The 23,362-nt window shown below is 59.8% G+C and carries 22 protein-coding genes and 1 tRNA gene; 17 read left to right on the top strand and 6 right to left on the bottom strand.

Translation table 11 applies throughout. The annotated features are described in order from the left end of the window. Position 1: 1 nt before the first annotated feature. Positions 2-757, top strand: coding sequence for a type I methionyl aminopeptidase (map, locus tag JWP26_RS00285; protein ID WP_299721762.1), 756 nt, complete (start codon positions 2-4; stop codon positions 755-757). On the opposite strand, the gene JWP26_RS00280 is transcribed toward map, so the two are convergent. The 4 genes from JWP26_RS00280 to JWP26_RS00265 all read right to left on the bottom strand — a co-directional run bounded on the left by JWP26_RS00280 (position 754) and on the right by JWP26_RS00265 (position 4,278). Then, positions 754-1,281: a hypothetical protein gene (locus JWP26_RS00280; RefSeq protein WP_299721760.1), complete on the bottom strand. Its 528-nt coding sequence runs from the start codon at positions 1,279-1,281 to the stop codon at positions 754-756. The two genes, map and JWP26_RS00280, sit on opposite strands and share 4 nt — an antisense overlap. A 112-nt stretch (positions 1,282-1,393) precedes the next feature. Next, positions 1,394-2,140, bottom strand: a complete 747-nt coding sequence (locus JWP26_RS00275; RefSeq protein ID WP_299721758.1) for an SDR family NAD(P)-dependent oxidoreductase — start codon at positions 2,138-2,140, stop codon at positions 1,394-1,396. A gap of 81 nt (positions 2,141-2,221) precedes the next feature. Continuing rightward, positions 2,222-3,118 carry a 2-dehydro-3-deoxygalactonokinase gene (locus tag JWP26_RS00270; protein WP_299721756.1) on the bottom strand — a complete coding sequence of 299 codons (897 nt, stop codon included), beginning with the start codon at positions 3,116-3,118 and terminating at the stop codon, positions 2,222-2,224. 8 nt (positions 3,119-3,126) lie between these two features. Continuing rightward, on the bottom strand, positions 3,127-4,278 hold the full coding sequence (locus tag JWP26_RS00265; protein ID WP_299721754.1) for a mandelate racemase/muconate lactonizing enzyme family protein: 1,152 nt from the start codon (positions 4,276-4,278) through the stop codon (positions 3,127-3,129). A gap of 130 nt (positions 4,279-4,408) precedes the next feature. Between JWP26_RS00265 and JWP26_RS00260 the strand changes: the two genes are divergently transcribed. From JWP26_RS00260 to JWP26_RS00200, 14 genes are all read left to right on the top strand, one after another. Further along, on the top strand, positions 4,409-6,139 hold the full coding sequence (locus JWP26_RS00260; protein WP_299721752.1) for an SMP-30/gluconolactonase/LRE family protein: 1,731 nt from the start codon (positions 4,409-4,411) through the stop codon (positions 6,137-6,139). Between the two features lie 13 nt (positions 6,140-6,152). Next, positions 6,153-7,073, top strand: a complete 921-nt coding sequence (locus JWP26_RS00255; protein ID WP_299721750.1) for an ABC transporter ATP-binding protein — start codon at positions 6,153-6,155, stop codon at positions 7,071-7,073. 7 nt (positions 7,074-7,080) lie between these two features. Beyond that, positions 7,081-7,263, top strand: a complete 183-nt coding sequence (locus tag JWP26_RS00250; RefSeq protein WP_299721748.1) for a helix-turn-helix transcriptional regulator — start codon at positions 7,081-7,083, stop codon at positions 7,261-7,263. Between the two features lie 281 nt (positions 7,264-7,544). After that, positions 7,545-8,996 (top strand): site-specific integrase, encoded by a 1,452-nt coding sequence (locus JWP26_RS00245; protein WP_299721746.1) that lies wholly within the window; start codon positions 7,545-7,547, stop codon positions 8,994-8,996. After that, the gene (locus tag JWP26_RS00240; RefSeq protein WP_299721744.1) at positions 8,996-9,583 is read left to right on the top strand and encodes a hypothetical protein; all 588 of its coding nucleotides are present in this window, start codon (positions 8,996-8,998) and stop codon (positions 9,581-9,583) included. The genes JWP26_RS00245 and JWP26_RS00240 overlap by 1 nt, the downstream gene beginning before the upstream one ends. Positions 9,584-10,024: 441 nt before the next feature. Continuing rightward, positions 10,025-10,957 carry a helix-turn-helix domain-containing protein gene (locus JWP26_RS22370; RefSeq protein WP_367184044.1) on the top strand — a complete coding sequence of 311 codons (933 nt, stop codon included), beginning with the start codon at positions 10,025-10,027 and terminating at the stop codon, positions 10,955-10,957. A gap of 315 nt (positions 10,958-11,272) precedes the next feature. Then, on the top strand, positions 11,273-11,857 hold the full coding sequence (locus JWP26_RS00235; protein WP_299721742.1) for a hypothetical protein: 585 nt from the start codon (positions 11,273-11,275) through the stop codon (positions 11,855-11,857). Next, positions 11,854-12,132 carry a hypothetical protein gene (locus JWP26_RS00230; protein ID WP_299721740.1) on the top strand — a complete coding sequence of 93 codons (279 nt, stop codon included), beginning with the start codon at positions 11,854-11,856 and terminating at the stop codon, positions 12,130-12,132. The genes JWP26_RS00235 and JWP26_RS00230 overlap by 4 nt, the downstream gene beginning before the upstream one ends. A gap of 108 nt (positions 12,133-12,240) precedes the next feature. Then, positions 12,241-14,112: a prohead protease/major capsid protein fusion protein gene (locus JWP26_RS00225; RefSeq protein ID WP_299721738.1), complete on the top strand. Its 1,872-nt coding sequence runs from the start codon at positions 12,241-12,243 to the stop codon at positions 14,110-14,112. Between the two features lie 165 nt (positions 14,113-14,277). Next, on the top strand, positions 14,278-15,018 hold the full coding sequence (locus JWP26_RS00220; RefSeq protein ID WP_299721736.1) for a hypothetical protein: 741 nt from the start codon (positions 14,278-14,280) through the stop codon (positions 15,016-15,018). A 54-nt stretch (positions 15,019-15,072) separates the two neighbouring features. Next, complete coding sequence (locus JWP26_RS00215) at positions 15,073-15,900, top strand: putative phage abortive infection protein (protein WP_299721734.1); 828 nt, start codon at positions 15,073-15,075, stop codon at positions 15,898-15,900. Positions 15,901-16,162: 262 nt separating this feature from the next. Beyond that, a complete protein-coding gene (locus JWP26_RS00210) occupies positions 16,163-17,617 on the top strand; it encodes a hypothetical protein (RefSeq protein WP_299721732.1) in 1,455 nt (484 codons plus the stop codon). Beyond that, on the top strand, positions 17,610-17,933 hold the full coding sequence (locus tag JWP26_RS00205; RefSeq protein WP_299721730.1) for a hypothetical protein: 324 nt from the start codon (positions 17,610-17,612) through the stop codon (positions 17,931-17,933). Before JWP26_RS00210 ends, JWP26_RS00205 begins: the two co-directional genes overlap by 8 nt. After that, a complete protein-coding gene (locus tag JWP26_RS00200; RefSeq protein WP_299721728.1) occupies positions 17,934-18,815 on the top strand; it encodes a hypothetical protein in 882 nt (293 codons plus the stop codon). Positions 18,816-18,962: 147 nt separating this feature from the next. Here the strand turns inward: JWP26_RS00200 and JWP26_RS00195 are convergent. Together JWP26_RS00195 and JWP26_RS00190 are read right to left on the bottom strand one after the other, a co-directional pair. Continuing rightward, positions 18,963-19,037 (bottom strand) — tRNA-Lys (locus JWP26_RS00195). Positions 19,038-19,251: 214 nt separating this feature from the next. Next, entirely contained in the window at positions 19,252-20,034 is a 783-nt protein-coding gene (locus JWP26_RS00190) for a hypothetical protein (protein ID WP_299721726.1), read from the bottom strand. Between the two features lie 140 nt (positions 20,035-20,174). Between JWP26_RS00190 and glmU the strand changes: the two genes are divergently transcribed. Together glmU and glmS are read left to right on the top strand one after the other, a co-directional pair. After that, positions 20,175-21,527: a bifunctional UDP-N-acetylglucosamine diphosphorylase/glucosamine-1-phosphate N-acetyltransferase GlmU gene (gene glmU / locus JWP26_RS00185; protein WP_299721724.1), complete on the top strand. Its 1,353-nt coding sequence runs from the start codon at positions 20,175-20,177 to the stop codon at positions 21,525-21,527. Positions 21,528-21,529: 2 nt separating this feature from the next. Next, positions 21,530-23,356: a glutamine--fructose-6-phosphate transaminase (isomerizing) gene (gene glmS / locus JWP26_RS00180; protein ID WP_299721722.1), complete on the top strand. Its 1,827-nt coding sequence runs from the start codon at positions 21,530-21,532 to the stop codon at positions 23,354-23,356. Positions 23,357-23,362 lie beyond the last annotated feature (6 nt).

Below are 23,362 nucleotides of genomic sequence, written 5' to 3'. Positions count from 1 at the left end.
TTTGACTATCGAGACCGACGAACAGCTGGAGAAACTCAAGGCCATCGGCCGCATCTGCGCGCTGACCCGCGACGCTATGGCCGCTGCCATGCGTCCGGGCATGACCACGGCAGAGCTGGATGACCTGGGCCGGATTCTGCTGGAACAGCACGGCGCACTGTCGGCGCCTCAGGTGACCTATGACTTCCCGGGCGCCACCTGCATTTCCATCAACGAGGAAATCGCTCACGGCATTCCTGGGGATCGGGTGATCCAGGCGGGCGATCTGGTCAATATCGACGTTTCGGCGGTCAAGGACGGCGTTTTCGCCGATACCGGCGCGTCGTTTGTCGTCGCGCCCAGCACCAGCAGGCTCGATGCGCTATGCCGCGATGGCAAGAAGGCGATGTGGGCCGGGATTCGCGCCGTGCGCGCCGGTGCGCCTCTGGCCGATGTCGGTGAGGCCATCGGCAAATTCGCCAGCAAGGGCGGCTATACGCTGATCCGCAACCTGGCCAGCCACGGCGTGGGCGACAGCCTCCATGACGAGCCGGGCGAAATCTCGACCTGGCCGGATAAATCCGAACGCCGACGCATGACCAATGGTCTGGTGTTCACCATCGAGCCGTTTTTGTCGCTGGGTGGGCGGATGGCCGATCAGAAGTCGGCGGATGACGAGTGGACGCTGATTGCCCGGCCGGCTGCGCCTTGCGTGCAGTACGAGCATACGGTGGTGGCGACGCCGCGCGGTGCCGTCGTGGTGACGCTGGCCGCCTAGAGGGAAACCAGCAGCACGGGTGCCAGAATGATCATGGCGGCCGCGGCGACGAAGCGCATCGCGCCCCAGCCGCGGAAGGTCGCGTTGCGCAGCACCGACGACAGCACGAAGAATACGAACAAGGCGATCGCCAAGCGGTTGATGCCGGGCAAAGCCAGCTCGGTGCCCTGCGACAGGCGCACATAGCCCCACAGGCCGGCCAATACGCCGAACATGGCGGTGATCAAAAGAGTCATCGCCTTGGCAATGATCAGCATCGCCATATCGATGGTGACGCTGGTCAAGATCAGGCTGATGCCACTGGCCATCACGAACATGGCGCCCAGGATGACCAGCAAGCGGGTTTCCGCCAGCGCGGGAATGATGGCGCCCAAATCCAGGCTCGGCAGCTTGCCGATCACCGGCACGCTGCCGCCATAGGTGCGGAACACCACCAGCAGATAGACGACAGCTATGGTGCTGATGGCAAAGATGAGCAGGCTCACCACCATCACCTTGATCAGATCGATGGTGTCCTGAGACATGGGCTAACCGCCAATTGCAGGGGAATGGACGTCGGCGGCAGAGCCCGCCAACGAGCGACTGAAAGAGCATTTCGCGTCGATTCGCAATTGAAGCGCCGTTATCGGCCGGCCCTCAATAGGTTGCGCGGCCGCCTGACAGATCGAAAACGGACGCAGTGGTGAAGCTGTTTTCCTTGGAGACGAGCCAGGCGACCATGCTGGCCGCTTCTTCGACTTCGAGGAACCGGCCGCGTGGAATGCGGCTGAGCATGTAGTCGATGAATTCGGGCTTCAGTTCATCCAGGATACGCGTCTTTGCCGTGGCCGGAGTGATCGCGTTGATGGCGATGTCGTATTTGGCGCATTCCTTGCCGACGGCCTTGGTCATGCCGATCACGCCCGCCTTGGCGGCGGCGTAAGCGGCGGCGTTGGGATTGCCCTCCTTGCCGGCGATCGAGGCGATGTTGACGATGCGGCCATAATTGCGGGCCTTCATACCGGGCAGGATGGCGCGATTTACGTAAAACGCGCCGTTGAGATCGATGTCGATGACGCGGCGCCACTCGTCCAGTTCGTATTCATCGAGCGGGGCGTTCTTGCCGGCAATGCCTGCGGAATGCACAAGAATATCGATCCCACCCAGCGCTTGCTCGGTGGCGACGACGGCCGCCTCGACGGCGTCGTAGGAGGCGATATTGACTTCAACGGTCGAGGCGGCGTCGCCGAGCGCCAGCTTGGCATCGGCCAGAACCGCGGCGTTGTTGTCCCACAGGCTAACCCGGGCGCCGGACGCCACCAGCCGTCGTGCAATGGCAAAGCCAATGCCCTGCGCGCCGCCGGTTACCACTGCAATGCGGCCCTTCAGATCGATCTCGTTCATGTCTCGTCCCTTCACGCGGCCTTTGGCCGTGTTTTTGATTCGTGCTATTCTATCGCGCATAGAGCGTCAGCGTGGGCAGCCTTAAATTCTTGCCTTTTGCAACTCCGCCGCGAGAAACGCAAAGGCCGAAACGGTGCTGCTCGCCAGGATCGGGCTGGGAATCCCGGCAATCTCAACCGCGGTTCTGTAGGCAACGGCGGAGGCGCTTGTGCCCATGACGGCGATGGAATCCGGCTGCGGGATGCCCGCAAGAGCTTCGGCGATTTCCGAACCCACCATGACCCCGCCAAGGTAGTCGGCGATTTCGGCCGGTTCGAGCTGCCCGAACAGCACGAGGGAGCGGGCCGAGAAGATGCGTTGCAGCACGCCACCCGGCATGGCCGACTTGTCGAGGGCAAAGCGCGTACCGCGTTCGAAGGCGTCGGGATGCGGCTCGTAACTGGCCGGAATAAGCCGGGACACCAGCGAGTCCTTTTTCAGCAGGTTGAGAACTTCGCCGCCCATGTAGGTGGCGATGTCGGTGATCCGGCCGCGATCGGTGGTGATCCACTTGCTGTGCGCGCCGGGCAGGACCACGAGGCCAGGCATTTGGTTGCCGATGCCGAAGACCGCCAATTCTTCTCCCCGCATGACGTCCGGGACCGGAATTTGCCGTGCGATTCCGGGCAGAAAATAGAGCGTGGGCAGGCCATCGATGTCCTGCCGGACCGCCTGCGCCAACAAGTCCGGAAGGCCGGCCGGCACCATGACGAAGGGCGACTCGATCCATCCGGTCCGGCTGGTGACCATGCCCGAGAGCAGGATGGCACGAGCCTCGCCCAGCCAGGGGCCGATTTCCTGCCGCAGAGCCGTTTCAAATGCCCCGTTGGATACGCTATTGACCCCGCGCGCGCTGCTGTGTTCGGCGCTCACGCTGCCATCGGCCTGCAATTGCCAGGCGTGAAACGCCGCGGAGGTCCATTCGATCGCGATATACATGGCTGCACTCAATAGGCGGGCTTGATGGGGAACCAGTCCTTGCGGGACGTGTCGAGATAGGCGCCGACAATGCCGTCGACGCGATAGCACTCGAGGGCTTCTACATTGACCTCGACGCCCAGCCCGGGGCCTTCGGGAATCGCGAAGCGGCCATCGGTTAGAACCGGCGGATTGGGGCTGATGTCGCCGCCGAGATAGGCGCGCTCCGTATCGATGGCCAGCGACAGGTTGGGGATCGAGGCGGCGAGGTGGATGTAGGCGGACTGGGACAAAGCCAATTCAGCGCCGGAGTGTAGTGTCACCGGGATGCCGACCGCTTCGCAGATCGCCGCGGCCTTGATGGTCTGCCACAGGCCGCCCGCCTCATGAGGATCGAGCAGAACGACATCGGCAGCGCTGGCGCGGATGATGTTGCCGACATCGGCCAGCGTGTAGGCGCTTTCGTCCAGCGCGATCGGGACGGAGGATTGGGCGACGAGCGCGGCGTGACCGGCGAGGTCGTCCAGTTCCAGCGGCTGTTCGACATAGGCGGGATCGAAGGGGCGCAGTTTTTCCAGTTGGCGCTTGGCGGTTCCGGGGTGCCAGGCGCCGTTGACGTCGAGCCGCAATGGGTGGTCGCCGATCACCTTACGGGCGGTTTCGGCGAGGACGATGTCAGTGCGCTCGTCAAAACCGATCTTGACCTTGAAAGTCTCGTAGCCCTTGTCGAGAAAGCGTTGCAGCCGCTCGGTCAAGGCTTTGGGTTCATTGGTGAAAAGATAGGCGGCGGCGGCTACGTCCTGGCGCCATTTGCCGCCCCATAGGGCATAGAGCGGCAGTTTCGCCTGCTTGCCGAGCGCGTCCCACATCGCCATTTCGAGCGCTGCGATCGCCATCACGGCGGCGCGCTTGTGATGGTAGAAGCCGGCGCCGAGCACGTGCCGATGCAGCCGCTCCACGTCGGCCACCGGGTAGCCGATGGCCAAGGGCGCGACGATATCGGCGAACACCGCGGGCACGCTGGCGATCAGCGAGATGGTTTCGCCCCAGCCGGTGATTCCTCCATCCGTCTCGATTCGACAGAAGAGGCGGGTGGTGCCAATGCGGCGGCCTGAGCCCCACAGAATGTCCTCGGTAAAGGGCATCCTGACCAGCCAGTGGTCGACCTTGGTAATCTTCACATTCGCTCCCACGCGGTCCATGCCGCTGTTGACGTCTTGACATGAAACTTAGTTCCAAGATATTCGATTGGCAACACGGCGAACAACGCTAGGCAATCAAACCGGCAAGTTTCGGTTCTCGGGAGAGATGATGGGCAAGCCCCAACTCAGCGCCAGCGCGGGCGACAAGGACGGCGAGGCCGATGGTCCATCGACGCCCGGGGTGCAGGCGCTGACGCGCGGCATCCAACTGCTCGATATCGTCGCCTCCGCGCCCAAGGGGCTGCGGTTTACCGAGCTGCTGGAACAGACCAACGTACCCAAGGGGACGCTGCATCGGCTGCTCCAGGCCCTGGTGGAAGAGCATCTGCTGGCCTTTGACGGACGCGACCAGACCTACCGGCTGGGGGCGCGGCTGTTTCAATGGGCCCACAAGGTCTGGGACGATTTCGACCTGCGCGGTGCCGCCCAACCGGAACTGGTGCGGCTGCGCGACCTGACCGGCGAAGCGATCCGCCTTGGGGTGATGGATGGCGCTAGCGTCCTCTATATCGACCAGAGCGACGTGCCCCAGCCGCTGCGCCTCAACAATGGCGTGGGCAGTCGCGCGGCCGCTCACGGTAGCGGCTTGGGCAAGGCGATGCTGGCGCATCTGTCGCTGGAAAAGCGCCGGGCGTTGCTGGCCGATGCTCATCTCGAAGGGCTGACGCCCAATACTATCATTGACGTCGATGAACTGATCCGCCAGCTCGATCTAACCAAGGCGCGCGGTTACGCGGTGTCGGTAGACGAGCAGAATATGGGGATTTCCTCGGTCGCGGCGCCGGTTCTCAACCACCGGGGCGAGCCTATCGGGGCTATCGGCATTATCGGGCCGTCGTTCCGGCTGCCGGTCGAACGGTTGCATGCGCTGGGGCGCGAAGTCATCGAGGCGGCGCGCCGCACATCTGGCAATTTCGGGGAATTCGCTATGTCGCTTGGCATCCAGCCGCGCCCACTTGGGGTCGACCGTGCCGACGTGCGCTGTGTCATTCCCGCCAGCACCTTTTTGGGGGAGGGTCCCCATTGGTCCGAGCGGGACAAGAAGCTCTATTTCGTCGATATCCTGGCGCCCGCTGTCTATACCGGCGACACGGTCAAGGGCACCTATGTGAGTATGCCGGTGCCGGAACTGGTGGGGTTCATCATTCCGCGCACGCGCGGCGGGTTCGTAACCGCCATGCATGGCGAAATCCGCGGCATCGACCTGCCCAGCGGCAGCATCACCACCATTTCCCACCCTGAAGCCGACCGGCCGGGCAACCGCTTCAATGACGGCAAATGCGACCGTCGCGGGCGGCTGTGGGCCGGCTCGCTGGCCATCGATACTGCGCCCGACCAGGGCCGCCTGTGGCGGCTCGATCCCGATGGACGCGCCTTCGAGATGGACCGGGGCTTTCATGTCTCCAACGGCATGGGCTGGAGCCCGGACGACAAGACATTCTACTTCGCCGATACCGCCAAGCAGCTCATCTACGCCTATGATTTCGACATCGACAGCGGCTCGATCGCCAATCGGCGGGTGTTCATTTCGGTGCCTGAATCCGAGGGCAAACCGGATGGGTTGACGGTAGATGCCGAAGGTTTCGTCTGGGCCGCCCATTGGGATGGCTGGTGCGTCACACGCTACGATCCGGACGGCAAGGTCGATCGGGTGATCAACCTGCCGGTGCCGCGCCCGACCTCGTGCGTGTTCGGCGGACCGGACATGCAGACCTTGTTCGTTACCACCGCCCGTATCCGGCTTTCAGCCGCACAACTGACCGAAGCGCCGCTATCCGGCAGCATCTTCGCTATCGATACCGGCATCAAGGGTCTGCAAGACCCGATGTTTGCCGGCTGACCAGGGAACCGACATGGCCAAACTCGAACTCAGCGGTATCAGGAAATCCTTCGGCACCACCGAAGTGCTCAAGGGCATCGACCTGACCGTGCAAGACGGCGAATTCGTCGCCTTTGTGGGCCCCTCCGGCTGCGGCAAGTCTACCTTGCTGCGCCTGATCTGTGGGCTGGACGAAATCACCGCCGGACAGATGGCCATTGACGGGGAGATCGTCAACGACGTGCCTCCGGCCAAGCGCGGCATCGCCATGGTGTTCCAGAGCTATGCGCTCTATCCGCATATGTCTGTGGCCGACAATATGGGCTACGCGCTGTGGCTGGCGGGCACGCCCAAGGCCGAAATCCGGGCGCGGGTCGAAATCGCCGCCAAGGTGCTGCGCATCGAGAGCTATCTCGACCGCAAGCCGCGCCAGCTTTCGGGCGGGCAGCGCCAGCGCGTCGCCATTGGCCGGGCCATCGTGCGCGAGCCACGCATTTTCCTGTTCGACGAGCCGCTCTCCAACCTTGATGCATCGCTGCGGGTCGAGATGCGCATAGAAATCGCGCGGATGAAGGAACGGCTCGGCACCACCATGGTCTATGTCACCCATGACCAGGTCGAGGCGATGACGCTGGCCGACAAGATCGTGGTGCTCAATGCCGGCAAGGTGGAGCAGGTGGGCTCGCCGCTCGATCTCTACAACAAGCCCACCAATCGGTTTGTCGCCGGCTTTATCGGCAGTCCGCGGATGAATTTCCTGCCCTTGGGCGCCGGGGTCGGTGACCAGCGTTTTGCCATACCCGGTGGCTCCGTGCGCGTGCCGCCGGACCTTGCCGCCAAGCCGAGCGAAATCGGCATTCGGCCCGAGCGCCGCTATGTTCCTGATCGATACCGGCGCGACCCCGCCGATCTCCGAAGCCCTGGCGGCCAAGCTCTTCGCGCTTACCCCAACTGAGGCTCGCGTGGCCACCTCGATCGCCCGGGGGCTGCGGACAGACGAGATCGCGCTGGACATGGGCATCACCGGCACCACCTTTGCCTTCCACCTGCGCAACATCTTCCGCAAGGCTGGCGTCAATCGGCAGCAGGAACTGGTGGCGCTTCTGTCGCGCAGTGCAGTCTTAACGGTTTTGGACGAGCGGTGAGGCTGGCGAGGTGCCTCCGGCTTCAGGACTATTCGTCTTGAACCCAACTCACTGATTTTGTTGCAAAAGATATTGGTATGCCGGGAGGGGGTCGAACCCTCGACCATTCGATTAAAAGTCGGAGGGTTTGTAAAATTCGAAGTAACCTTTGAGAACGTTACGCCTTCACAATTCCCTGCTTCCCTAAGGTTTTGTGCGGTGTTACCAATTGATACGAAAAAGGGGTAACACGAGGTATCGGTCTCAGTTTGTTACCCCTTGGGAAGCTGGGGTAACACAACATGCCAAAGGTGCTGACTGCTGCTGCCGTGGGAAAGCTCAAGGCAACTAAGACGCGACAGGAAATACCTGATGGGACGGTCCCAGGGCTCTATCTGATCATCCAGGCGAGCGGCGTTCGAAGCTGGGCCCTGCGTTATCGCTTTGGCGGAAAATCGAGAAAGTATACCCTCGGAAATGCCTTGAAGATCAAGCTGGCCGAGGCGCGTACGCTAGCTAGAGAGGCTTTGCGTGCCGTCACCGAAGGGGAAGATCCTGCGGCATCAAGGCGAAGTGAGTTGCAGGCCAATAAGGACAGCGATCGCCATTTCCCTGCCGTCGCCTGGCGCTATATTATTCGGCACCAGATCGCGAAGGGCAATCGAACTTGGAAGGAAGTGGCCCGGCAACTTGGCTTCGTGCCCTTCAAGCCTAGTGGCTTGGAGCAGCATGATCAGTCGTTGATCAAATACGTCGTCCCCGCCGATGATAAAGCCACACCCCTCCGACCAATGGACCTGGTTTTTACCTCCCGTGCTGGAGGTCTGAGCGATAGGTGGAAGGCGCGGACTTTGGACTCGATCGGGGTCGAGGAGATTATCAAGGAACTGGATGCGCAGGCGCCCGTCCAAGCAAACCGATTTTTGAATACCCTGCGGACGCTTTGGCAATTTGCTCGATCGCCTCGCGCCAGGTTGGCCACGGCAAATCCACTAGAGGGCATCGAGCGACAAACGCCTGAGACATCGCGAGATAAGGTGCTTTCGGACGAAGAACTGCGCAGAGTCTGGAATTCAGCCAAAGACATGGGGCAGCCTTGGTCTAGCTTGATCCGTATGCTCATCCTATCTGCTCAGCGTCGTGATGAAGTCGCCCGACTTCCTTGGAGCGAGTTGGATCTCGTCGCCAAAAAATGGACCATTCCGTCGGAGCGAGCGAAAAATGGTCTAGCTCATCTTGTCCACCTGTCGCCGCCAATGTTGGCCGAACTTGCCAGACTACCCTCTGACCGGGAGTTCGTGTTCAGTCGGGGCCTGGCGCCGGTAGGCGACTACTCTGATGCCAAGGCACAACTGGATCGATTGTCCGGAGTCACAGGCTGGACCTTTCATGACCTGCGTCGGACCGCGGCCACGAAGATGGCCGAGCTAGGCATACACTCAGCAGTCGTGGACGCGCTGCTCAACCACAAAAGCGGGGCCTCTCGAGCGGGCGTGGCTGGCGTTTACAATCGGGCTGAACTTGAACCACTAAGGTATCGCGCCACCAACGCCTGGGCGCGATATGTGCTTTTTACTGCTGACGCAGACTCCCACGGCGCCTGGCAGACGTTGGTCCTGGCGGCCGACGATGAGTATGAAAAGCGGCTTGAGTTTAGCGATGCGATCCTGGCCGGCGGACAGCGCTGGGAGTCGTTCTTGTCCGCACTTCGTGGCGATTCAGGGAACGTGGTCGGTATCAGGGGGGCAGTGTAATGGACGACGAATTCGAGCTTATCGAACAGGGAGCGGCCGCCTTTAGTGCTGCTAAGACTCGATTGGCGAAGCGTGCCGCGCTAGTCAACTGGCTGAATGGCGCAGTCGCATTCGCGGAACAGGTCGCGCCCGGAGCAGGCGCCCCCGGCCAGCATCTCATCGGCGCATTAAATGCGTTAGATGCCGGCATGACACCGGTAATTTTTGATGGCACTGATCGCACACCGGCAGAGCTTGATGCCCTTGCTCGGGCGGTTGCCGCCACCCTGATCTTCAGCGCTGTCGGTAAGAGGAAAAAGATCAAGAAGCCCGCCTCTCAGGCTCGAGAATTAGTTCGCCACTACAATGGGATGAACCTTGGCAGCCTCAAAGGCCTTTGTGGGCACGTTGGCGCCGGACTGGCGCATATCGATGACGGGAAATTCAAACCAGATCAGCGCCATCTCCCAGTCATTCAGCGCATTCCTGTCGTCAACCAGGGATGGAAGGACCGGGAGGCATTTGCAGCGACCTGGAGTCTGGACTTCAACCTGTACGACGCGATTTGTTATGACCTGCTCCAGGATCGTCGTATCTTCGTCAGCTAAAACGCTTCACGCCCCCCGATTGCGTGAAGCGACTTTTGTGTGATTTTTGAAAGGCCTCCGTAACAACGAGGCTCATCATGCAACAGCAGCGAATTACCTACCTAACTGGCCCTCAGGTCCAGGCGCGATATAGCGTTACAAAAATGACCATTCATCGGTGGCTGGGCGATGACAACTTGAGGTTTCCCCGCCCCTTCAAAATCCATTCGCGCAACTACTGGACCCAATCGGAGCTCGATGCCTGGGACGCTGCCCGCTCTCGGAAGGGGGCGGCGTGATGTCGCCTGAAACGAATACCCCGGCCGCCGTTGGGGCGGCAGGCCGGGGGAATGACATTAGCTTTGGAAAGCCCGTCGACAATACCGTCGCCTCCCTTCGAATTCAACTTGTCGGATCGATGCCTGGCCGGCTTGTTGCTCTCGAACTGGGAGCCGTGGTGGCATGGGCCTCTTTGGACGCGTCGGTGTTCCGCATTCATGTGGTCAGCCCTCTACACCTGAACGACGCTCGTCTTGCCACTTTCCGACAGATTGTCGGCTGCGGCTCAGACGTCATTGTCTGCTTGTGGGGCACGCCATGAGCGGCGCCCCACATGTCGCCGTAGAGCGATCGGCTTGGGTGCTCCAGGCCGTCGGCGATCCCGCGGTCAAGCTCGTGCCGCTACGTGTTGCCGTCGCAATTGCCCAGCACTTGAACGCAGAGACCCGGGACGCTTGGCCGTCGCAAGTTCGGATTGCCGAGCTGGTCGGTTCGCATCGTGGGAACGTCGCTCATGCGGTCGCCGCATTGGTTCGGCTAGGCCATCTCCAGGTCGAGAAGGATGGCCGGGGCAACCGTTATCGGCTTGCCATGCGCGTTCCCGGGGACGCGGATGGCGGGCACCGGAAGCGCGTTTGGGGGCACGCGGATAAGAGCGCGACATGCTTTCCGGAGAACGCGCATTCCGATGGAGGGATGCGCGTTTCCGGAAACGTCCCACTCGCGTCCCCGGACACGCGCGACCCGCGTATGGGGGCACGCGCTAATAGTGAAGAACAGAGATCGAATAGGGAGGGCGGCGCCCGTAGCGCCGCCCCTCACACCGCGCTTGTTGATACGGTGACGGCGGAGTCTGGGCAGGGCAGGGCGAGCGCGCCCGAATGCGCTCGCCTCCCTGGCCGCTTGGTCGCACTGATCGAAGAAGCCTTGGGGCAGCCGTTGCATGCGCATCAGCATTCACACTTCATCGACCTGCTCAACAGACTGGGGCGCGAGGAGGTCGTGGCTCGATTGGCCGCATACCAAGCAGGGGTAGAGGGGGGCGCGATCCAGCGCATACCGACGGTGCGCTGGCTCCGTCAGGCGGGCTTGGTGGGAGTGGCCAATGTCGCGTGAGTTGCAAGACCATGCGGCCGTTGTGTGGGGCCCCTTAGGCGAGCTTGATGCCAGTGCCCTAAACAGACTCGCCCTACAAATTGGCGACGGTGAGATGGCCAAGCGCCTTGGCGCGTTGGCCCATCAGGTCGTGCGCGGTGATATCGACCCGCCGACCGCGGCCGTGTGGCTCGGTCGTCAGCGGCCGGCACTTGGTGCAGATCCATGAAATATGAACGCGTACCTGGTGACGCGCTCTCGTCCCCGATGACCCCCCGGGGGGCCTATAGGTTCTCCTCCAACCAGGCTTTCCGCGGGCAACGTGCAGCGCAAGGAATGAACGGTTTCGGCTCAAAAAAAACGACAGCCGACAGCCTAGAATTGGAAAAACAAAAGGAAATGACCATGGAAAGCTACGAAGATTGGCTCGACGCCGATGACGACTACGACGCTGACAACGATCCGCATCCTGAACGCAACGAGGCCGACGCGGGCCTGATGGGTGAGATTTTGGGCATCGGGGAGCGGCATGTTCGCCGGCTGACCCGCCAGGGCGTGCTACGGCAACTTCCAAGTGGTCGATACAGCCGCCTGGAAAGCATCGACCGCTTTGTCGCCCATAAGACATTAACGGTGGCCTCCGATGGTCTGCGGAAGCGAAAGGCCGACCTTCTTGGCCTCCACCTCGAGCGCGAGCTGGCGGGACTGATCGGCCGAGTGGAGCTGACGGAGATCGCTCAAGACATCACAAGCGGATTTTTGAACGGGATTATCGAAGTCGGGGAGAGGGCCGGTGAAGGGTGGGATGAGCCCGAACGCGCCCGACGTCGTGAAATCGCCCGACAAGCGGCAGCGCAACTCGAAGCGCGCATGACCCCGGAAATCGATGAGTTGCTGACCGGCAAAAGGGTCCAACCATGACCGAAGATGCCTATGCCTCCCTGGCCCGCCAGTACGGACTTACGCCCGCTGAAATTCGTGCCATTGGCGATGCCCTAGCCAGTGCGCACGGACTTGTAAGCCGGGAAGACTTTGCCGCGGGCATGGCGTCGATCGTCGCCACCTACACGAGCGCTCTAGGAGAAACGCCAAGCACCTTTCCCATCGAACACCAAGAGTCCGCCCGGATCGTCGTCGAACGGGCCGTCGAGGTCATAGTTGCCCGCTTGGAGCAAACAACACAACCGATCTCCTGATTTATCGGGCAGCCGATAGGCTGCCCCACTTGCACGACAAAACGAACTGTGGGAGATTTCACTCGATCGAAATCCGAGGCCAACGGTGTCCATCTCTGGAGCCGAACCTTGTCGATCACCATCACAAATCGCGCATTTCGCCCCGCAGAATTCCGTGCTGGCTCGCTCGACGCGGAAGCCCGCACCGTCGAGGTGATCTGGTCAAGTGGGGCAAGCGTGAAGCGCTGGTCCTGGGATGAAGGCGCGTACTGGGAACAGCTTTCGATGTCGGCCGAGTCGGTCGACTTGGCGCGGCTCAATGCCGGAGCGTCGTTTCTAGATACTCACGCCCAAACGTCCATGGCCGATCGGCTTGGAGCGGTTGTTCCCGGATCGGCCAGAATTGAGGGCGGCAAAGGCCTGGCCACAATCATCCTTTCAAGCTCCAAATCAGGCGAGCAAATCCTCACGGATCTCCGCGCCGGTTTGCCGTTGCTGATCAGCGTCGGCTATCGCGTTTCTGCCTATGAAAAGTCCGAAGGAGAAGGCGACAGCCTCCCGATCTTCACCGCTACCCGCTGGGAGCCGCTGGAGCTGTCTGCTGTTCCGATCCCAGCGGATGCGGGCGCGATGGCTCGCGCCGAAACCCAAGACACCCGCAGTCGCCAATCCGTACCCGTCACCCGGCGCGCCGAAGGCGCTGCCGCAAAAGTGGAGAATATCGATATGACTACCAGCATTGCTGCCGACCCTGCCGAGACGCTTGAGCGCTCCCGAGCTGATGAAATTCTGTCAATTGGAGAACGCCATAATGTTCCAAGCCGTGTCATTCGCAAGGCGGTTAAGGACGGCAACAGCATCGCTGAATTTCGCCTGATGGCCATGGAGGCCATCCGTAAAGAGCAAGAAAAGACGCAAATCTTCGGCATCGCGCCTTCCGACGGCGAGCGTTCGGACGTGTCCTTTTCGGACATCATGTCCCAGGCAATTCAGGCGAGAGTGGATCGTACCTACAAACCAAGCGACGCCGCTCGCGGCCTCATTGGCCTTTCGATCCCAGAGCTTGCAAGACGCGCCATCGAGGCGCGCGGCGAAGGCACGCGCGGTTGTTCAGCCGGCGAACTCGTGACACGCGCGTTGCACACCGGTTCTGACTTTCCGATCGCGTTGGGCAACGTCGCTAACCGTTTGGTGCGAAAGGGCTATGAGGCCACTCCCTCGGCAGTTCAGCAGGTTGCCCGGCAGGCGACAGCTCGGGATTTCAAGCCGCGCGCCAGCATCTTCTTGGCGACGAAAGGCGGCCTGGAAAAGGTGAATGAGCACGGCGAGTTTAAGCGTGGGACTTTCTCCGAAGGTGCAGAACTGTATGCCATTGAAACCTATGGCAAAATCTTCGGTCTGACACGACAAGCACTGATTAATGACGATCTGTCCCTGTTCGATCGGCTGCCGCAAGAGCTTGGCCAAAAGGCCAAGAACTTCGAAGCCGATTTCCTTGCGAAGTTGGTCGAGGGGACACGAAAAATGTCTGATGGCGCAGCGGTTTTCCACGCCACCCATGGCAATCTTGGCTCAGGCGCAACGCTCTCAGTCGCCGCGCTCGCAGCCGGCCGCTTGGCAATGCGCAAGCAGCGTAACCCAGACGGGGATCTCGCTGGTATGATACCGCGCTTCTTGGTGGTCCCAAGTGATCTGGAACTGACCGCAGAACAGGTTTTGGCCGTGATCAACGCGGAAAAGCCCAGCGACGTAAATCCGTTCTCCGGAAAGCTGGAGCTCTTGGTCGAACCACGGCTCGCCGACACTCAGGCCTGGTACCTCGCGGCCGGGCGAGATCAAAGCGGACTCGAATTTGCCTATTTGGAAGGCGCCGAAGGTCCGCAAATCGATACGCGCGCAGGGTTCGATATCGACGGAACAGAGTGGAAAGTTCGTTTGGACTTCGGCGGTGGCTGGCAGGACTTCCGCGGCTTCTGGAAAAACCCGGGCGTAACGCCATAAGGCAATTTTAGATCGCCGTGGCTTAATTCCTTTCGACGCGGCGCTAGGTCGAGCTGGGTCCTCGACCGACCGCCCGCCTCCCTTGACCGGAGGCGGGCGCTCTGAATTCCATGTTGCTCTCAGGCACAACTAGGGTAGCTCTGATAGGCATCAGGGGGCGACGCAATGGTACCGAAATGGGCATTTCCAGTTTTTGTAGGGGCGCTAGTTCTTGCAGGTATTTTTAGCTTCTCAGGCGAGGTAGTAGGCCAATTTGCTGGAAATCTCTTTTGGGAAATGGCTGGCATCGGTGCCACCATCTTTGGGGTTGATCGCCTGATCGAGCATCAACGCTTGCAACGAGAACGGCCCCTTCGGTACCTAGCTCTGAACAAGCTCCTGCAAGTAGACGCTCGAATTAACAAATTTTGGCGAGAGATGCTGCACGGTGCGTCGCGCGGAGAATTTGCCGATGACGTTTTTTCAATAACAGCAGCGCAAACTATCAGCACCCTGCAAATACATACAACAGCTCCAGTTGCGCCCCCAGGACCCTGGACAGGCTCATTGTCATTCTCGCGGCGGGAGATTTTAAACATGATTGCGGAGATCTACGACCGTGGGCTTCAATATTATTGCTCTCCCGATTTGGCTAAGGCGCTTGACCAGCTAGAAGCTTCTAACCTCTTCAAGCATATTGGCGTCTTCGATCAGGCGAAAGCCGCGGGCTATTCGCTTAATTTCAGCGACTTTCAGTGGGGGAGAGGGGACGGGGGGGCCGAGTTTCTTGAACGTTACGAGAAGTTTCGAAACCTGCTAGCTTCGGAAGTGCAAGAGCATATCGTCGGCGACACAGATGAGCATTTGGCGACTGCTCTTAGGTGCTCCCAAGATGCTGTTTCTAGTAAGCTGACAGGTCTACGCTAGTACTATTTGGCCAAGCGCCATTATTGACTCAATAACGCACCTAGGGTGAAATCCGTGAAATTTAAATCTGTTTATAGCAGGTTTCCTCCGATATTATTTTTTGCAGCTGTTCTTTTCCTAGTTATTTGGGCCGCGTGGCTTATCTTTGGTCGCTACGTTGGCCAACTCAGTTTTGGCGGCGGCGCCTTTTCAGATGCAGGCCAAGTCGGTGACTCGTTTGGCGTCCTGAACTCCTTATTCACGATGCTTGGTTTTCTTGCCGTACTGGCCACCTTTCAAGGGCAGAGCGAAGCCCTGAAACTTCAGCAAGACGAAATTGACCAGTCACGGAAATCACAGCATCAAGAGCGGTTCGAAAGTTCGTTCTTTGAGTTGCTCGGACTTATGCGCGAACTAAGAGAAAACATCGATTTTTACACCGGAGGCGGGTCTCATCCGGGCGCTACGTATCGCAGCTTCGGCGGCATTGCTGCCGCGTTGTCGGCGGTAGTAGATCAAGTGACCCTCTCCGAAATGTATCCGAGTTCTAGCCCCCCGATCGATCGTGACCGGCTAAAGAACTGGTACACTGAGTTCGTCCTTGCCAAGGGGGAAACAGGGATGGGACCTTATTTCCGCGTTATCTACACAATGCTCGACCGATTGCGCAGCGACAAAATCTTGCCCGAGGAAGATAAAATCCGCATGAGCAAGTTGCTTAGAAGCCAATTGAACGGACACGAGGTCACACTGGCGGCACTCAATGGCCTCTCCGACGTTTCTAAAGATTTCTCTGTGCTGCTAACAAATTTCAAAATGCTGAAGTATATGCCCGGTGGACCAATGCGTGATTTGCTCGAGACAATTTACCCACCCGAAGCTTTTGCTCCGCGTGCCGACTGAGTCTGAATTCATGTTCGATAAAAGTGTTGGTAGAGGGTTCTCCAGGGCGACGCTAACGAACGATCCTAGGACCACATCCCCTTGAATGAGGCGCCTCCATTGGGCCGCCAACATTGAAGTCGTTGTGCTGCGGCCGGCTACAAATCTAGGTGGAAAAGCCGCTGTGCTACCGTCTAACCTTTTGCACTGAAATTAAAACACCCAATATAGGGCAGGGAGGCGCCAGTTTCGAAATTTCGAATGGCGTCGATGGGAGCATCTCGTGAGCGAATATCTACGGTTAAGGCTCATGGGGTTTTCAGCCCATGAAATATTGACAATCCGAGCTGAGCTCCGCCAGCTAAAGGCCAAGCTGAGATTGAGCCAGGGCGCGGTTACAGAGGGAAAAGCCTCCGAGAAACGCAATATACCTCGCTACGCACAAAACAAAGTTAGGTCGTATTTCCGCCGCCGGTATCTTGGCGGAGCAAAGTCCTTCGACAAATCTCTGCTAATTTGTGCCTATAAAGATCATCCACTATTGAACGGAATGCATCCGGACAGAAAAAAAATCTGGAAGGGATTTATACATAGATCTACGGAAAGACTTGAAATTGATCTCAATGGTTTTTCGTTTGTATCCAACCCAGTGGAAACAATGGGCGTGTTGCAAGAGATTGCCATCGCCGAATGCAGAAATGCGAACGTTATGCTTAATTTTAGCGATGATGAGTGCTTAGACATTGGGGCATATTTGATCCTGAATGCTATGAAGGTGCAGATGATATCCGTATTTCATGGTGGAGCGATCTCAGACTCTATTCGGAACGTCTTCATTTTGCTGGGCCTAGACAAGGCAATGCAAATGAGAATGCGCAAAAGAGATCCTGAGAAGGACAACGTCTGGCCCTTAAGGCTTCAACAACGGCGCCCGCCGGGCATGACCAAGTCGGCACGCGCACAGCTCGACCCTACGCATGCTGAGAAAGCAACGAAGACACTGGTTGACACGGTTAATCGTTGGCTCTCTCGGATGGCGAAGGTAAGACTTTCTGTGCAGGGTGAACGTTTGGCTGCTAAGATGCTAGGTGAAGCGCTCGGTAATGCCGAGCAGCATAGCGACGCCAAAGGCGATGGAAACTGGAGTTTGGCTGGTTTTGTCTCTCGCCGAGAGATTGAGACCGAAGAGCGTTATGTTTTCCACTTGGCTCTCTTCAGCCCAGGGGAAACCATTGCGGAAAGCATGCGCACTTGTGCGCCAGACACCCAAAGGGCGTTAAATCGGTATGTAGGTCAGCATCTTAGGAATGGCCCTTACACACCAGAGATGCTTGCCACTATCTTTGCTCTTCAGGATGGTGTGACGAGCGATGCAAAAGCATTCGAAAACAACATCGGGGGCACAGGACTGCAGGACGTATTGCAATTCTATGCCGCCCTTTCTGCAAATGCCGACCCGAGCACGGCCATTGGCGGCATGGCTATCGTGTCCGGTTCCACTTGCATCCAGTTCAAAGAAGCATACGTTAAGGGGCAACTAGACTTCACCGACTTCGATCCTGGGAAGCCGCCGCCGCGAACGATCTGGTTCAATCCGGAAAATCACCGTGACACTCCTCCAGATTTACGTTATGTGCACGCGCTGCCAGGTAAACTTCAAGGAACGCTTATAACTATGGCGTTCACAGTGGATGAGGCATACCTCAGGGCATCCAGCAATGGCGATAGTAATGATTGATCTCCAAGACTTGCTTAACGACAGGGTCGACACCTTAATTGGGCGCCCTCGTGGTGAGGCTGCGCGTCAACATTATCACGTCGACGCTTTGGACGGCTCGTCCGATTTCATCGAGATTGCCGCGCCAAAAACTCTTCGGAGCATAACTCCGTCTTTCGTACAGGGCATGTTTGGCCCCAGCGTCAGAACCTTGGGTGGCAAAGAAGCTTTCCTGAAGCGTTACTCTCTGTCTCGGCTGTCCGAAGGCCTGAGATACGATATCTTAGAAGGCATCGATCGCGTCATGATTAGCAGGTCTGTCGCCGGGAGCCACTAATTGGCTACCCAACTCTGCCGCGTCCCGGCGGAGGCAGCATCCGTCGTCAATGACAGCTTAGCGAGCGGGGGCAGTGCCTTTGTGTGCTCATCACAATCCCAGGTCAGTCCGTCGTTCAGCCTGATTGATTATGCCACTCCTACTCTGGCGCTTTTTGCACTTCTGACGGCGTTTTCTTACTATTATGCCACGCTGCAATATGGTCGGGATCGAGACATCTCCACTAAACGCAAGTTCGTTCAGGACGAATTTCGCCAAGTAGTCGCGCCCTTAAATGTCGTTGCATCCTCATTCGACGAGTTGGGGGAGTCGGTACTGGCTCTGCTCGGGCCGGAGGTGCAAATCGGCTCTGTGTTGGAGACGATTAGGTTTCGGACCTTAGGTGCTGCCCATAGCTTTCATGCTCGGCTGAAGCGCGTGAAGACATGGGCGCAAGAATGGGCGCCTGAGTGGAGCGACCAAGTCCCAACCTTTGCGGAAGAATTCTCAAAAAGCTACGACAACATGTTGATTTTGGTGGCTAACGGAATGGGGCGTCCAGTGGACGTAGTTTCCGAAGCAAACAGCGAGGGGATTTCGTTAGCCGCCGTCACGAGCTCTGTGGACGTCATGGGGCCCTCCAACGGTCCCGAGGCGCCAGGGGACCTTACATCGACCAACGTGACACTTTGCGCTGAATTGCGTGCGCACTGCCTTAAGATATCTCGTGCGATCGAGGATGCAGTTTTTTCCCTCGAGGCAACGGTAAATGGTTATGACTTTTCTAAAGCAGTTCCAAGTGTCTCGGGGAGAATACCAGTATTTGGATACCTGCGGGCCTGGCGGGCCCGCCGCCGGGTTGCTGCAGCTCTGAGAAAAGTCGCCGGACAACGCTCCGTTTGAAAGTCGCCAGACTGACGACCGCCGAATTGTGATCGACGCCTCTGACGGAAGGCATTTATCCAACCACTGGAAGTCGCGCACGTTACCCCAGTCGTTACCCTGGCTGCCTGTGCAGCGAGGTGCGCCGATCTAACCTATTGAAAAAATTGGTATGCCGGGAGGGGGTCGAACCCTCGACCATTCGATTAAAAGTCGAATGCTCTACCACTGAGCTACCGGCACGCACCAAATGCGGACGCCGTGGCGTCGCGGCGGAACATAGCGGCACAAGCTTGGCTGTCAACCGCAATTGCAGCAGCCGGAGTGCTGTTTGGAAATTCTACTCCGGCGGCCATCTGCCGCGGCTTTCTATGCTTCCGGTGCTCACGTACCAACGTGCGCTGCGCTCCGGTTCTTGAAAACCACGGCATCGGACTCGCCAAAGCGAATCTCTGGACTAAAAACTCAGCGGCGTGCCGCCATACGGCATCGGCATGCAGGAGATCGATACCCGCTCCAGGCGCTTGCACAGGGCGGTTGCTTCCGTCATGCGCGTAATCGGCCCGACAACGATGCGCTTTTTGTCGCTGTCCTGCTGATCGACCAGTAATGGCGACAGGCCAATCAGCAAGGGCCCGAGCTTGTTCGACAGATCATCCCAGGTCGCGGCGGCATTTTCGGCGGTGACGTTGGTGCCCACGGCGATGCCGAAGGCGGAGTCATTGGGGATAAACAATTTAGGAGTACTGGCGACAGCGTCGGGCAGGGGTTGCGCCGGTATCACGGCGGGCAATTGCATCGGCTGCTGGCGGATCGCCACCGAACCGCCATCGGCCTCGTAGGTCACCGTATTGCCCGGATCGATCGACGCCGTCTCCGCCGTGAGGTCGATCTGGGCGGTATCGGGAATGGCCTCCAGCAGCTTGGGCAGGCTGACTTCCAGCGCGCCGACGCGTTGGGTCACGTCGTTGCCGGCTTCTTCCTGTAGCGAAAAGCGGTTCACCAAGGTATTGTTATCGCGGCGCAATCGGGCGGTTTCGGTATTGAGCTCAACCACGTCATTGCGCAACTGATCGATGCTGGCGCCGGCCAGCCGCGACTTGTGCAGGCCAGACAGCATGCCCTGCGGCACCAATGCCGACACGTTGGCCCCGAACACCGCCATGGCCCCGCAGACCAGCGCCACGACGGCCCAGGTGGTGACATCGGATTGCCGGAATTGTTCTGATGCTTTAGCCAATCGTCCGCCCCCGGAAGCGTAGTCGAATCAAGTATTGCCGCTAGGATAACACTGCGCGAGGCGTTATCGCTTCGCCAACGCTTGCATGCCATAAATTTGTAGAATTACGCGGCCAATAGGGCGCTGTCCGGAGAGGCCTCATGACCCAGTTATTGTCCATCATTCTTGCTGCCGGCGAAGGCACCCGCATGAAATCGGCCATGCCCAAGGTGCTGCACGAAGTTGGCGGCATGCCGATCGTGGGTCATGTGGCGCGCGCGGCGCGGGCAGCCGGCTCGGACCAGATTGCCTTGGTGACAGGGCCTGGGCACGACGCAATTCGCCGGGCGGTGACGGCCATGCATCCCGAAGTGGTGCATTTCGAGCAGACTGTCGCCAAGGGCACGGCCCACGCCGCCTCAATGGCGCGTGACCTGTTTGAGACCGCTGAAGGCTATGTCGCGGTCGTTTATGGCGACCACCCGCTGCTACGCGGTGGCAATTTCCGCGCGGTCCTGGATCGGCTCGATGCTGGGCTCGACGTGGCGATTCTGGGTTTTGAGCCCAAGGACCCGACCGGCTATGGCCGCCTGATCACCGACGGCGAGACGCTGCTGGCGATCCGCGAGCACAAGGACGCCACCGAGGACGAGCGCCGCATTCGCCTGTGCAACGCCTGCATTCTTGCGTTCCGGGCCGAAGTGTTCCGCGACCTGATCGACAAGGTTGAATCCAACAATGCGCAGAACGAGTTTTATCTGGGCGACCTGGTGGAACTGGCCAACGCCGCCGGCAAGAAGGTCGGCTGGGGACTGGCGCCCGAAAACGACGTGATGGGCGTCAATGACCGCAGCCAGTTGGCGCGGGCCGAGGGCCTGTTCCAGGACGTGCAGCGCGAAGAGTTCATGAAGGCCGGCGTGACGCTCAAAGACCCAGGCAGCGTTTGGTTTTCCTACGACACCGAGATCGCTCGCGATGTCACCATCGAGCCGAACGTGTATTTTGGCCCCGGCGTGACTATTGGTGAGGGCGCCGTGATACACGCCTTCTCCCACATCGAAGGCGCCAGCATCGGGCCCCGTGCCTCGGTCGGACCGTTCGCGCGGCTGCGGCCGGAAGCCAGGCTGGGCGAGGGCGCCAAGGTGGGCAATTTCGTCGAGATCAAGAAGGCCGACATCGGCAAGGGTGCCAAGGTCAGCCATTTGACCTATATCGGCGACGCCACAATAGGCGAAGAGGTCAATATCGGTGCTGGCGTGATTACCGTAAATTACGACGGCTATAACAAGCATCGTACGGTGGTGGGCGATCATGCCTTTATTGGTTCGAACAGCGCGCTGGTGGCGCCGGTGACGGTGGGCGAGGGTGCGCTCGTGGCCAGCGGCAGCGTCATCACCGAGGACGTGCCCGCCGATGCGCTGGCGCTCGGACGCAGCCGCCAGACCAACAAGCCGGGCCGTGCCAAGACCATTTTCGAGCGTGCTGCAGCACTCAAGACGTCCAAGGGGAAATAGCCATGTGCGGTATTGTTGGCATCGTCGGCAGCGCGCCGGTTGCTCCCCGGCTGGTGGATGCGCTCAAGCGGCTGGAATATCGCGGTTATGACAGCGCCGGCGTGGCGACGCTGGAGGATGGTGCGATCACCCGCCGCCGGGCCGAGGGCAAGCTGGGCAATCTGGCGCAGAAGCTCAGCTTCGAGCCGCTCGACGGCAATGTTGGCATTGGCCACACGCGCTGGGCGACGCATGGCGCGCCGACCGAGGCCAATGCGCATCCGCACGCCACCGACCGCGTCGCTGTCGTCCATAACGGCATCATCGAGAATTTCCGCGAGCTGCTGGCTGATCTCGCCAAGGATGGCTATCTGCCCAAGACGCAGACCGATACGGAATCGGTCGCGCTCTGGGTCAGCCGCGAACTGGCCAATGGCGCCGATCCCGAACTGGCGGTTGCGCGCACGCTCAAGCAGCTAAAGGGCGCCTTCGCGCTGGCCTTCCTGTTCAAGGGCGAGGAGGGCATGCTGATCGCCGCCCGTAGCGGCGCGCCGCTAGCCATCGGTTATGGCACCACCGAAATGTATCTCGGCTCCGACGCCATGGCACTGGCGCCGTTCACCTCACGCCTGACCTATCTGGAAGACGGCGACTGGGCCGTGATCACCCCGCACGGCGTGACCATTCGCGATGGCAAGGACGCCATCGTGCAGCGCGAGCAGCTTGTGTCGCAGACCTCGGCGTTGATGGTGGACAAGGGCAATTATCGCCACTTCATGGCCAAGGAAATCTACGAGCAGCCCGAGACCATCTCGCACACGCTGAGCCATTACGTGGACATGGGCGCCGAGCGCGTGGCGATCCGCGAGATGATGCCGTTCAATTTCGCCGACCTGACCCGGCTGACGATCAGCGCCTGCGGCACGGCTTATTTCGCCGGCGCCGTGGCGAAATACTGGTTCGAGCGCTATGCGCGGCTGCCGGTGGACATCGATGTGGCGTCCGAATTCCGCTATCGCGAGCCGCCGCTGGAAAAGGGCGGGCTGTCGCTGTTCATCTCGCAGTCCGGCGAAACCGCCGATACGCTGGCGGCGCTGCGTTATTGCGCCAGCCAGGGGCAACATATTGCCTCGCTGGTCAACACGCAGGAATCCACCATTGCGCGGGAATCCAGCGTGGTGTTTCCCATCCTCTGTGGCCCCGAAATCGGCGTCGCCTCGACCAAAGCGCTGACGGCACAACTGACGGCGCTGGCCAGCCTTGCCATCGCTGCCGGCCGAGCTCGTGGGGTGTTGAGCGCCGAGCAGGAAGCCGAGCATGTTCGGGCATTGACCAGCCTGCCGGCGGCCGTATCGGCGGCGCTGGCGGGAGAAGCGCAGATCGTGGACATCGCCAAGCGCCTGTCGCGGGCCAAGGATGTGCTCTATCTCGGGCGCGGCCCGATGTTCCCGATCGCCATGGAAGGCGCGCTGAAGCTCAAGGAAATCAGCTACATCCACGCCGAAGGCTACGCGGCGGGTGAACTCAAGCACGGCCCGATCGCGCTGGTAGACGAGGACATGCCGGTCATCGTCGTGGCGCCATCGGACGAGCTGGTCGACAAGACCATGTCCAACATGCAGGAAGTGGCGGCGCGCGGCGGCAAGATCATCCTGATCACCGATGCCGAGGGCGCCAAGACGGTGGGCGAGGGCGTGGCGGATATCATCCTCATCCCCCGCGTTTCGAGCTTCGTGGCGCCAATCCTGGCGACGATACCGGTGCAATTGCTGGCGTACCATACGGCGGTGTTCATGGGGACTGATGTGGATCAGCCGAGGAATCTGGCGAAGAGTGTGACGGTGGAGTAGGCGTTT

Source organism: Devosia sp. (genome assembly GCF_028290435.1).
GTDB lineage: Bacteria > Pseudomonadota > Alphaproteobacteria > Rhizobiales > Devosiaceae > Devosia.
This window is presented reverse-complemented; position numbering and strand designations above follow the sequence as displayed.

Coding starts and splice junctions, on each gene's coding strand:
- JWP26_RS00220 (WP_299721736.1), top strand. CDS start 14,278: ATGGTACCGAAATGGGCATTTCCAGTTTTTGTAGGGGCGCTAGTTCTT.
- JWP26_RS00260 (WP_299721752.1), top strand. CDS start 4,409: ATGGGCAAGCCCCAACTCAGCGCCAGCGCGGGCGACAAGGACGGCGAG.
- JWP26_RS00230 (WP_299721740.1), top strand. CDS start 11,854: ATGACCGAAGATGCCTATGCCTCCCTGGCCCGCCAGTACGGACTTACG.
- JWP26_RS00240 (WP_299721744.1), top strand. CDS start 8,996: ATGGACGACGAATTCGAGCTTATCGAACAGGGAGCGGCCGCCTTTAGT.
- JWP26_RS00275 (WP_299721758.1), bottom strand. CDS start 2,140: ATGAACGAGATCGATCTGAAGGGCCGCATTGCAGTGGTAACCGGCGGC.
- JWP26_RS00270 (WP_299721756.1), bottom strand. CDS start 3,118: ATGTATATCGCGATCGAATGGACCTCCGCGGCGTTTCACGCCTGGCAA.
- glmS (WP_299721722.1), top strand. CDS start 21,530: ATGTGCGGTATTGTTGGCATCGTCGGCAGCGCGCCGGTTGCTCCCCGG.
- JWP26_RS00205 (WP_299721730.1), top strand. CDS start 17,610: ATGATTGATCTCCAAGACTTGCTTAACGACAGGGTCGACACCTTAATT.
- glmU (WP_299721724.1), top strand. CDS start 20,175: ATGACCCAGTTATTGTCCATCATTCTTGCTGCCGGCGAAGGCACCCGC.
- JWP26_RS22370 (WP_367184044.1), top strand. CDS start 10,025: ATGGGCCTCTTTGGACGCGTCGGTGTTCCGCATTCATGTGGTCAGCCC.
- JWP26_RS00235 (WP_299721742.1), top strand. CDS start 11,273: ATGAACGGTTTCGGCTCAAAAAAAACGACAGCCGACAGCCTAGAATTG.
- JWP26_RS00245 (WP_299721746.1), top strand. CDS start 7,545: ATGCCAAAGGTGCTGACTGCTGCTGCCGTGGGAAAGCTCAAGGCAACT.
- JWP26_RS00280 (WP_299721760.1), bottom strand. CDS start 1,281: ATGTCTCAGGACACCATCGATCTGATCAAGGTGATGGTGGTGAGCCTG.
- JWP26_RS00255 (WP_299721750.1), top strand. CDS start 6,153: ATGGCCAAACTCGAACTCAGCGGTATCAGGAAATCCTTCGGCACCACC.